This window comes from Nocardia sp. NPDC004278, assembly GCF_053602975.1.
In genome coordinates this window covers 24617-35996 of sequence record NZ_JBSGEQ010000059.1, presented here as the reverse complement: position 1 = coordinate 35996, position 11380 = coordinate 24617, and the positions used below count along the sequence as shown (strand labels likewise).

Genomic DNA, 11380 nt, shown 5'->3' with positions numbered 1-11380 from the left:
AGAAGTTCATCGACTCCGAGGCGGGCAACGGTCGCCTCAAGGGCGAGCGCAAGCTGCTGGCCACCGCGCTCGAGGATGTCCAGGCCATGGCCGCCGCCCTGACCGGGCACCTGATCGGCGCCCAGGAGCAGCCGAGCGAGCTGTACAAGGTCGGGCTGGGTTCGGTGCGCTTCCTGATGTCCGTCGGTGACCTGCTGATCGGCTGGCAGCTGCTGCGGCAGGCCGAGATCGCCATCGTCGCCTCGGACAACGGCGCGAAGGGTGCCGACAAGGCATTCTACGAAGGCAAAGTCGCGGTCGCTCAGTTCTTTGCCCGGAACATCCTGCCGGAGCTGACCGCCACACGCACCATCCTGTCCAACCTCGACAACGACATCATGGAACTCGACGAAACTGCCTTCTGATGGCGTAGTGAATGTTCGAAGTCCTGTCATCACAGTCAACGGCTCGGCAGTGAACACGGGCTTCGAACTGGCCTCTTCCGTACCGGTACGGCGGAGAATCCGCGACCACAGCTGCGCCTGATTCCCACGACGCCACCCACGCCGCAGCCTCAGGCTGTGCCCGCGACACCGCCGACGCGGGAACCTCGAACAGCGTTTCCCTAGCCTGGCCGCTCCGCGTGAACTCGGGTGGGTTCCCGGCGCCACCGCAGACCGTCACCAGCCCGGCCCGACCGCGCGAGACCAGCACGCGGTGTCATTCAGTACCGCCCTACACACGTCGGCCGAATTCTTGACGATTAGATGGCAATTGGCCACACAACACACGGCACTGTCGGCACCATGACCAGTGGCGATGCGTTTAGGGAGCACATCGGTAACTCGTTGGGAACGCCCAAAACTCACCTGGCACTCGACGTAGGACCTGAACGCAACGTGCGTGGCACCCAACTTGTATGGCCTAAAGGCGCGGAGAGGCGGGGGAGTAGGTCTCCTGGTGGACGGCGTCGGTGAGGGGACGGCCGGTGCGCCAGCCGAAGCGTTGGAGGTCGGGTATGGGCTGGAATTGGTGAACGGGGCCGATGCACAGCCAGGCGACGGGGCGTATGCCTTCGGGGAGGGCGACCAGGTCGGAAAGGAATTCGGTGTCGTAGAACGAGACCCAGCCGACGCCGATCTGCTCCGCGGTCGCGGCGAGCCAGAGGTTCTGGATGGCGAGAACCGCCGAGTAGATGCCGGTTTCGGGGACGGTGGCGCGGCCGAGGACCTGCGGGCCGCCCCGGTCGTGGTCGTAGGTGACCACGATGCCGGTGCCGCTCTCGGTGATGCCCTCGATCTTGATCGGTTCGAAGGTCGCCGCCCGCTCCGGCGCAAGTGCATCCCGGAATTCGATCCGCTTCTGCGCGACATGCTCCGCGAACTTCCGCAGCGTCGCACCCTCGCGCACCACCACGAAGTCCCACGGCTGCGAATTGCCGACACTGGGCGCGCGATGTGCGGCATCGAGTATCCGCCACAGCGTCGCATCATCGACGAGGTCACCGGTGAATTCGGCCCGCACATCCCGCCGCATCCGGATGGCCTCGTAAACGCTCAGATCTTCCGCACCCACGCCCCTCAGTCAACCAGCCGCAACCCGCGCTCCCGTCGAGGCCCGGGGAGATACTGTGAGCGCACTGGCCGCGAGCCGATATGTCCATCGAAAGGCGAAGGCGCCCACGGACTTCCGTGGGCGCCCTCGTTGCGACTGCGTGTCAGCCGATCGGCACGGCGCGCCGCGCGATCCGGCGACGGCCCTGCTGCAGTGCCGTGCGCAGCCCGCGACGCTTACCGGTCACCGGGTCGAAGCTGGGGGCGGTGTCACCCGCGAACTTGCGCTCCGAGGCGGTTTCGGGGGCATCGTCGGCGGTCGCGCGCAGGTACTTGTTCGGCAGCGACAGCTTCAGAATGGTGCGCCAGGACTTGAAGTACTGCACCGGAAGCGAGCCGGTGGTGTAGGGCAGGTCGTATTTGTCGGCCAGCTGGCGCACCCGCACCGCGACCTCGGCGTAGCGGTTGCTCGGCAGGTCCGGGAACAGGTGGTGTTCGATCTGGTGGCTCAGGTTGCCGGTCATGAAGTGCATGAGCGGACCGCCGGAGATATTGGCGCTGCCCAGCATCTGGCGCAGGTACCACTGGCCCTTGGATTCGCTGTCGATATCGGCCTTGGTGAACTTCTCCGCACCGTCCGGAAAGTGGCCGCAGAAGATCACCGCATTGGTCCAGACATTGCGGATGATATTGGCGGTGAGGTTCGCGGTGAGCGTCGAGACGAAGGCCGGCCCGGTCAGCAGCGGGAACAGCAGGTAGTCCTTGCCGATCTGCTTGCCGATCTTGACCAGCACTTCCTTGCGCTTGACCTCGAATTCGGCCCGCTCGGCGGAATCCGGCCGGTACCGGCCGACCTTGCCCAGCTCGAGATGCTGCACCGCGACGCCGAATTCGAAGAACATCTGCAGCAGCAGGTTGTACACCGGGTTGCCGATATTGAACGGCTTCCAGCGCTGGTCGCGGGTGACGCGCAGCAGGCCGTAGCCGATGTCGTCGTCCATGCCGAGCACATTGGTGTACTTGTGGTGCAGGTAGTTGTGCGTGTGCTTCCAGTGCTTGGACGGGCCGGTGTTATCCCATTCCCAGGAGCTGGAGTGGACCTCGGGATCGTTCATCCAGTCCCACTGCCCGTGCATGACGTTGTGCCCGATCTCCATGTTCTCGATGATCTTGGCGGCACTGAGCAGGGCGACACCGGTGAACCAGGCGGGCGGCAGGAAGCTGGCGAACAGCACCGCGCGGCCGCTGATCTCGAGCACGCGCTGCAGTCGGATGACATTGCGGATGTACCGCGCGTCACGGGCACCGCGCGAGGCCTCGACATCACGGCGGATCGCGTCGAATTCCGCGCCTAGTGCCTCCACATCGGCCTCTGTGAGGTGCGCGTATTCCTTGACATCCGAGATCGCCATGGCGGTTACAGTACCGTAAGTTACGAGACCGTAGGTTGCGGGGACCGTCTCCGGGATGTGGTAAATCCCCCATTGCAAATGGGAACGGCGGATGCTAGCTCATCTTGCGGCGTCGGATCCGACGAATCGCCCGCTCACGCGCGGCTTTCCGCTGCAATGTCGCCTTTTCCTGACGTGCCTTCTCCTGCAGCGCCAGCTTCGCCTCGCGCAGCACTTCCTTCTCGTGCCGTGCCTTCTCCCGCAGCACCACCTTGGCCTCGGTCAGCGCCGAACGCAGCCCGCGGCGCTTACCGGTCTCCGGGTCGACGGGCAGCCAATGCGTCTCATTCCATTTGTCGGCCCAGCGCTCGGCATTGGGCATCGCCGGCATCGAGATGCCGGCGAACTTGCGCTCCGAGGAGGTCTCCGGCGCATCATCGGCGGTGCGCTTGAGGAAGCGGTCCGGCAGCGCCAGCTTGTGGATGGTCCGGAAGGCGAGCAGATACTGCTTGCCGAGTGAGCCGGTGGTGTAGGGCAGGTCGTACTTATCGCACAGTTCGCGGACCCGGGCCGCGATCTCCGGATAGCGGTTGCTCGGCAGATCGGGGAACAGGTGATGTTCGATCTGGTAGCAGAGGTTGCCGCTCATGAAGGCCATGGCGGGCCCGGCCTTGAAGTTGGCGCTGCCGAGCATCTGGCGCAGATACCATTCACCGCTGGTCTCGCCCTCGAGTTGTTCGATGGTGAATTTCTCGGCGCCGTCGGGGAAGTGGCCGCAGAAGATCACCGCATAGGCCCACAGGTTGCGCACCAGGTTGGCGGTCGCGTTCGCCTTGAGCGTCGACATGAAGGCGGGTCCGGTTAGCGCGGGGTAGAACACGAAGTCCTTGGCTACCTGGCGGGTGATCTTGCGGGCGAACTCCTTGTTCGGCTCCGACATCAGCTCCTTGGGCGGTACGCCGGACAGTTCCTTCTCGATGCTCCAGTCGTGCAGCGCGATACCCCATTCGAAGGTGGCTGCGAGCAGGATATTGGCCAGCGGCTGGACCAGGTGGATCGGCCGCCACTGCTCGTCGCGGGTCATCCGCAGGATGCCGAAGCCGAGGTCCTCGTCCTTGCCGAGCACATTGGTGTAGGTGTGGTGGGAGTAGTTGTGCGCGCGGCGCCACTGCGCCGACGGCCCGGTCATATCCCACTCCCAGGTGCTGGAGTGGATCTCCGGATCGTTCATCCAGTCCCATTGCCCGTGGCTGATGTTGTGCCCGAGCTCCATATTCTCGATGATCTTGGCGACCGACAGCAGTGCCGTACCGGTCAGCCAGGCCCAGCGGTTGCGGCTGCCGAACAGCACCGCGCGCGCGAGCACCTCGAGGCCGCGCTGCGCGGCGATGGTGCGCCGGATGTACTTCGCGTCACGCTCGCCGCGGGACAGCTCGACGGAGCGGCGAATGGAATCGAGTTCCTGCCCCAGTGTTTCGATGTCGCCCGCCGTGAGATGAGCGAACGCCTTGATATCGGTGATGGCCACCGGGGTCCTTTCACTGACTGGATGTACCTCGAGGGTACCTGCCGGATCCTCCCGGCGGGTGGGCTGAGTGCTAGCTGTCTCAGACGTCGAGCGTGCAGTCGCCCGCCGCGGCCGAGATACAGGTCTGCACCTTGTCGCCCTCGCGGCGCTCGTCACCGTTGCGCAGATCGCGGGTATGTCCGGAAGCCAGTGTCACGACACAGGTTTGGCAGATGCCCATCCGGCAGCCGAACGGCATCTGCACACCGGCGGCCTCGCCCGCCTCCAGCAGACTGCTCGCGCCGTCGACCTGCGCGGTGCGCCCGGTCCTGGCGAAGGTGACGGTGCCGCCCTCGCCGATGGCGGAGCGTTCGATCTCGAATCGCTCGACATTCAGGCGATCGCTGACGCCCGCCTCGCGCCAGTGCTGCTCGATCTCGTCCAACATGGCGGCCGGGCCGCAGGCCCAGGTCTGGCGCTCGCGCCAATCCGGGAACCGATCATCGAGTGCGGTGAGGGAGAACCGGCCCTGTTCGTCGGTGAGGTGCAGGTGCGAGGAAAAGCTGGGGTGCCGGTCGTGCAGGTCGCCCAGTTCGGCGCCGAACATCACATCGTCGAGGCTGCGGGCGGAGTGCACATGCACCACATCGGTGACCACATCGCGGCGATCCAGCGCCCGCAGCATGGCCATGACCGGGGTGATACCGCTGCCCGCGGTCAGGAACAGCACCTTCTCCGGCGGCGGCGACGGCAGCACGAAACCACCCTGCGGCGCGGCCAGCCGGACGATGGTGCCCGCGGCGACACCGCTGACAAGATGGCTCGACAGGAAGCCCTCCGGCATCGCCTTCACCGCGATCGAGATGGTGCGCTTGCCGTGGTGTTCCGGATCGGTCCAGTTCGGCGGGCAGGTCAGTGAGTACGAGCGCCAGTGCCAACGGCCGTCGACCAGGATGCCGATGCCGATGTACTGACCCGGTTCGTATTTCCAGTCGAAGCCCCAGCCCGGCCTGATGACCAGGGTGGCCGAATCGGCGGTTTCCTTGCGCACTTCGACAATTCGGCCGCGCAGCTCCCGCGCGGACCACAGCGGATTCGCCAGGTGCAGATAGTCGTCGGGCAGCAGTGGTGTGGTCACGCGGGCGACGGCGCCGCGCAATACGTTCAGCCGTCCGCCGCGCTCGGCGACCTCGGCCGCCGGAGCCTCCAGCCACTCCCGGACCGTGCGCACCGAGGATGCCGCTTTTTTCAAGACCATTGCCGCAGTTCGTCTCCCTGTCGTGCGGCCACCAGCGGAGCCGCCTCGCTGTCAGGTTACGGCATCGTAGGTTTGCGCGGGATGCGCAGGTGCTGACTCACCGTGATTCGGCCCGGATCACAGCAATTCGAGCAGGAACGGCAGTTCCTGGGCGGCGTACCAGGCGAGCTGATGGTCCTCGGCGTCGCCGAGCACGAACTCGGCATCGGTATCGCCGAGATCGGCCGCGTCCACCACATCGACTGCCTTGGCCACCTCGGGTTCGGCCTCGGCCAGATCGACATGCACCGACGCGATCCGGTCGTAGCCGATCGGTCCGGCCAGCCGGACCACCGCGTCGTCGAGGTCGGGGCGCAGCTTCGCACCCGTCACATCGGCGGCGATGACCGCGCGCCGGTAGACCGGACTGTGGTAGGTGACGGGACCGTCGGCGTCCTCGGAATCGTCATCGTCGACGCGGTCCTCGGCCGCCTCCTCGCGCTCGGCGGCCAGTAGCCGCAGCGAGGCCCGCGCGGCCTCGGCCATCGCGACCTCGGCCAACTCGTCGTCGTCACCGGAGGCGTAGGCCTCGCGCAGGGTCGGGGTGACCGCGAAAGCGGTGCCGCCGACCGCGCGCAGTTCCCGGTTCGCGACGAGTTCACGCAGCATCGGGACGGTGGCGGGTATGTAGACCCGCAGAGTGTTCTGTTCAGACGCAGGCACCGAGCATCTCCTCCATGGACTCGTGCACCGACGCGGCCAGCACGCCGATATCGGCCATCGCGTCGCGGTCGGCGTTGAGTCCGTAGAAGACGCGTCCGTCATAGGACGTGATCCCGATGCTCGAGGCCTGGTTGCGCAGCAGCGGCGACACCGGATACATCTCCAGCATCCGCGCGCCGCCGATATACATCGGGGTCTGCGGACCCGGTGCGTTGGTGATCACCAGATTGAACGTGTGCTCTGCGAAAGTACTCGCCGCCCGCACACTCATCGCATGCAGGCTGGCCGGAGCGAACCCGGCCAAGTGCACCAGGGTGCGTGCCCGAACCCCGCGCCGGTGTTTGCTATTGGCCTCGGTGGCGTGGGAGATGTGCGAGAGCCGCATCACCGGATTCGGTTCACCCACCGGCAGATCGATCAGGAACGAGGACACCTCGCTGACCGGTTTCAGCTGGTCGTCGATGCCCTCCACATAAACCGACATCGGCACCACCGCGCGCAGCACGGCCGATTCGGTGAGCGCCTCACCCCGTGAGAGCAGCCAGTTGCGCAGCGCGCCGGTGACGACGGCCAGGATCGCGTCGTTGATCGAGCAGTTGAAGCGCTTGCGGATCTTGCGGTAGTCCTCCAGATCCGTGCGCACCACGTCGAAGCGGCGATTGCGCGAGGTCTTGGCGTTCAGCGGGCTGTCGGGTGCGCCGATGGCCGCCGCGCGCACGGCCGAGACCACCGAGTCCACCGCCTTGCCCGCGGCCTCGACCACCGAGAACGCGTGTGCGCTGGCGTCGCGGGCGACCTCGAGCACCTCGCGCGGCTGCCCGGCCAGATGGGTGAGCGCGCCGACCAGCAGCTCCGCCTCATTGGGTTCGCGCGGCGCGACCCACGAGTCGTCGGCGATGTCGCGTGGGGAGGGGCTGTTGTCGAGGATCACGTGCCCGATCTCGAGCGCGGTATCCCCGTCGACGAGTGCCGAATGGGTCTTGGTGAAGATCGCGGACCGGCCCTCGGTGAGCCCCTCGATCAGATACATCTCCCACAGCGGGCGGCTTTGATCGAGCGGACGCGACGCCAGCCGGGCCACCAGATCGTGTAGCTGGGAGTCGCTACCCGGAGCGGGCAGTGCGGAGCGGCGGATGTGATAGGTGATATCGAATTGGCTGTCCTCGACCCAGACCGGACGGCCGAGCGCGAAGGGGATCTCGCGCACCTTTCGGCGGTAGCGGGGGACCAGGGAGAGCCTGCTCTCCACCAGGTCGACCAGCCGGTCGTAGTCCAGTGCCGGTTCCCCCGGTGTGGAGTCGCTACCTCGGACGATCGCGAGAGAGCCGATGTGGATCGGATTGCTACTCGACTCGAGCCGATAGAACGACGCGTCCTGCGGCGTCAATCTCGTGATCACGCTGCCCGGTGCTCCTTCCGATGTGGCTCCCACCCGAGCCATCTGCATCGCCTATTGTGGTCGCCCACAACGGTCCGTTCCGCCTCCTGTGGCAAATCCAGCGATATCCGCGCACCCCTTTACCCGAACCCGCGATCCGTGGGAGGGTTCATCGGTTCGGTTCCGGGGTACTCGATTCGACCACAGCGAGCGGGGGTACCGCGCGGGACATGCCCAAGAGCCGCACTGCCCCTACGTCATCGCATGCCGTCCGACCTCAGCAAATGGGGTCGATGCAGTCGGCACCACGGACGACTTACATCGTATGACACCGACAGTGAAACAGGTTCGACTCCAGTTCGATCGACCGAAGTTCGCACCGGTCTGCGCTATCGGAGACCGCGAGCTGCATTTCTGGCCCGCTCCCGCGCGCGACAGGCGGGTACGGTGAGAAGAAACGGCTGCCGCCTCGGTGGTAGCGGCGGGTGCGGCGCCGGGGCGCTGGCTACCGGCTGGCTCTTACGAGCGACCTGCAAGCAGTCGCTACGGAACTAGCATGGTGGCCGCATTACCATGAACGGTGCAGCGGATTCCGCCATGCTGGGCGGGGGCCCTGAGCACACTGCCCGACCCGGGTGACGGCCGAACATTTGACACACCGACCAGAGGACTGACGAGACCCGTGCCTGCGCTGACACTGACGAGGTTGCTACGGATTGGTGAGGGACGCACGGTCAAGCGGCTCGCCCACCTCGCGGACGAGGTCCTCGCGCTCGGGCCCGAGTACGAGCTGCTCACCGATGCCGAGCTGCGTGCCAAGACCGACGAGTTCAAGGAGCGCTACGCGGACGGCGAATCGCTGGACGATCTGCTCCTCGAGGCCTTCGCGGTGGCCCGTGAGGCGTCCTGGCGCGTGCTGAACCAGAAGCACTACAAGGTGCAGATCATGGGTGGCGCGGCGCTGCACCTCGGCAATATCTCCGAGATGAAGACTGGTGAGGGCAAGACCCTGACCTGTGTGCTGCCCGCCTACCTCAACGCCATCTCCGGCGACGGCGTGCACGTGGTCACGGTCAATGACTACCTGGCCAAGCGCGACGCGGAGTGGATGGGCCGTGTGCACCGCTTCCTCGGGCTCAGTGTCGGCGTGATCCTGTCCGGTATGACCCCGGCCGAGCGTCGCGAGTCCTACAACTCCGACATCACCTACGGCACGAATAACGAATTCGGCTTCGACTACCTGCGCGACAATATGACCCACTCGCTCGACGATCTGGTTCAGCGCGGGCACAACTTCGCCGTGGTCGACGAGGTCGACTCCATCCTCATCGACGAGGCCCGCACCCCGCTGATCATCTCGGGTCCGGCCGACGCCTCTTCGAAGTGGTACGCCGAATTCGCGCGCATCGCACCGCTGCTCAAGAAGGACCTGCACTACGAGGTCGATATCAAGAAGCGCACCATCGGCGTGCACGAGGCGGGCGTCGAGTACGTCGAGGATCAGCTCGGCATCGACAACCTCTATGAGGCCGCCAACTCGCCGCTGGTCAGCTACCTGAACAACGCCATCAAGGCCAAGGAACTCTACAACCGGGACAAGGACTACATCGTCCGCGACGGCGAGGTCATCATCGTCGACGAGTTCACCGGCCGCATCCTGATCGGGCGCCGCTACAACGAGGGCATGCACCAGGCGATCGAGGCCAAGGAAGGCGTCGAGATCCAGCCGGAGAACCAGACCCTGGCCACGATCACGCTGCAGAACTACTTCCGCCTCTACGACAAGCTCTCCGGTATGACCGGTACCGCCGAGACCGAGGCCGCCGAGCTGCACCAGATCTACAGCCTGGGCGTTGTGCCTATCCCGACCAATAGGCCGATGGTCCGCGCGGACCAGTCCGACCTGATCTACAAGACCGAAGAGGCCAAGTTCTCGGCGGTGGTCGACGATGTCGTCGAACGGCACGAAAAGGGTCAGCCGGTGCTGATCGGTACCACCAGCGTCGAGCGCTCGGAGTACCTGTCCAAGCAGTTCACCAAGCGCGGTATCGCGCACAACGTGCTCAACGCGAAGTTCCACGAGAAGGAAGCCGAGATCATCGCCGAGGCGGGCCGACCGGGTGCGGTCACCGTGGCGACGAATATGGCCGGTCGTGGTACCGACGTCGTGCTCGGCGGCAACCCGGACATCATCACCGACATCATCCTGCGCAAGGAGGGGCTGGATCCGGTGGAGACGCCGGAGGAGTACCAGGCCGCCTGGCTGCCGACGCTGGAGCGGGTCAAGGAGCAGACCGCTGAGGACGCTGACGCGGTGCGCGACGCCGGTGGCCTGTATGTGCTGGGCACCGAGCGGCACGAGTCGCGGCGCATCGACAACCAGCTGCGCGGTCGTTCCGGTCGTCAGGGTGACCCGGGTGAGTCCCGGTTCTACCTGTCGCTGGGTGATGAGCTGATGCGGCGCTTCAATGGCGCCGCGCTGGAGGCCATCATGACCAGGCTGAATCTGCCCGATGACGTGCCGATCGAGGCGAAGATGGTCTCCAAGGCCATCAAGAGCGCCCAGACCCAGGTCGAGCAGCAGAACTTCGAGATCCGCAAGAACGTGCTCAAGTACGACGAGGTGATGAACCAGCAGCGCACCGTCATCTACGGCGAGCGCAACCGGATCCTGCGCGGTGAGGATATGGAGGGCCAGGTACAGGAGATGATCACCGATGTGATCACCGCCTATGCCGATGGCGCCACCGCAGAGGGCTACGTCGAGGACTGGGATCTGGACAAGCTGTGGACGGCGCTGAAGACGCTGTACCCGGTGAGCCTGGACTACCGGGATCTGACCGGCGAGACCGGTGTCGGCGAGGCGGGCGACCTGACCAAGGACGAACTGGTCGATGCGCTGCTCGACGATGCACATGACGCCTACGACAAGCGCGAGCAGCAGATCGACGGTCTGGCGGGCGATGGTTCGATGCGCAATCTCGAACGCCAGGTGCTGCTTTCGGTGCTGGACCGCAAGTGGCGCGAGCACCTCTACGAGATGGACTACCTCAAGGAGGGCATCGGCCTGCGTGCCATGGCGCAGCGCGATCCGCTGGTCGAGTACCAGCGCGAGGGCTTCGACATGTTCGCCGCGATGCTCGAGGGTCTGAAGGAGGAGTCGGTCGGCTTCCTGTTCAACCTGCAGGTCGAGGTGCAGCAGCCGCAACCGGAGGGCGTTTCGGTTGACCAGGGCCTGCGTTCCCCGGTCGGCGCGATGTCCGCGCCGCGTCCGCTGCCCACCCAGGAAGCCGCTCCCATGGCCAACGGGGCTCCGGCGGCGTTGCGCGCCAAGGGCATCGACGATCGCGGCTCGCGCGGCTTCAGCTACTCGGGCCCGGACGAGGGCGGTCACGCCGCCGTGCACGACGACGCCGAGGAGTACGGCGACGGCGAATTCGGTGGTGGCACTCGGCGCGAACGCCGCGAGGCCGCCCGCGCCGAATCGAAGGGGAAGCGCGCACCGAAGTCGCGTCGTCGGCACTGAATCGCCGATCACGAGGGTGCCCATGGACCGTGCGTTCATGGGCACCTTCGCGTCTGTGCAGCCGACCCTGTCGAGCGACCTGCAAG

The 11380-nt window shown here is 65.8% G+C and carries 8 protein-coding genes; 2 read left to right on the top strand and 6 right to left on the bottom strand.

Translation table 11 applies throughout. The annotated features are described in order from the left end of the window. The coding region (locus ACWEO2_RS41940; RefSeq protein WP_452410470.1) for an acyl-CoA dehydrogenase C-terminal domain-containing protein at positions 1 to 404 on the top strand (404 nt) is incomplete at its 5' end. Positions 405 to 903: 499 nt separating this feature from the next. Here ACWEO2_RS41940 and bluB read toward each other — a convergent pair. The 6 genes from bluB to ACWEO2_RS41910 form a co-directional block, all read right to left on the bottom strand. Beyond that, positions 904 to 1539 carry a 5,6-dimethylbenzimidazole synthase gene (bluB, locus tag ACWEO2_RS41935; protein WP_355177149.1) on the bottom strand — a complete coding sequence of 212 codons (636 nt, stop codon included), beginning with the start codon at positions 1537 to 1539 and terminating at the stop codon, positions 904 to 906. 157 nt (positions 1540 to 1696) lie between these two features. After that, positions 1697 to 2944 (bottom strand): fatty acid desaturase family protein, encoded by a 1248-nt coding sequence (locus tag ACWEO2_RS41930; protein WP_452410469.1) that lies wholly within the window; start codon positions 2942 to 2944, stop codon positions 1697 to 1699. Between the two features lie 94 nt (positions 2945 to 3038). Next, on the bottom strand, positions 3039 to 4451 hold the full coding sequence (locus tag ACWEO2_RS41925; protein WP_355177010.1) for a fatty acid desaturase family protein: 1413 nt from the start codon (positions 4449 to 4451) through the stop codon (positions 3039 to 3041). A 79-nt stretch (positions 4452 to 4530) separates the two neighbouring features. Next, positions 4531 to 5688: a ferredoxin reductase gene (locus ACWEO2_RS41920; RefSeq protein WP_452410468.1), complete on the bottom strand. Its 1158-nt coding sequence runs from the start codon at positions 5686 to 5688 to the stop codon at positions 4531 to 4533. A gap of 117 nt (positions 5689 to 5805) precedes the next feature. Continuing rightward, positions 5806 to 6336 carry a DUF6912 family protein gene (locus ACWEO2_RS41915; protein WP_452410473.1) on the bottom strand — a complete coding sequence of 177 codons (531 nt, stop codon included), beginning with the start codon at positions 6334 to 6336 and terminating at the stop codon, positions 5806 to 5808. A 40-nt stretch (positions 6337 to 6376) separates the two neighbouring features. Beyond that, a complete protein-coding gene (locus ACWEO2_RS41910) occupies positions 6377 to 7789 on the bottom strand; it encodes a WS/DGAT/MGAT family O-acyltransferase (RefSeq protein WP_452410467.1) in 1413 nt (470 codons plus the stop codon). A gap of 661 nt (positions 7790 to 8450) precedes the next feature. Here ACWEO2_RS41910 and secA point away from each other — a divergent pair. Then, positions 8451 to 11294: a preprotein translocase subunit SecA gene (secA, locus tag ACWEO2_RS41905; RefSeq protein WP_452410466.1), complete on the top strand. Its 2844-nt coding sequence runs from the start codon at positions 8451 to 8453 to the stop codon at positions 11292 to 11294. The last annotated feature ends 86 nt before the right edge of the window (positions 11295 to 11380 follow it).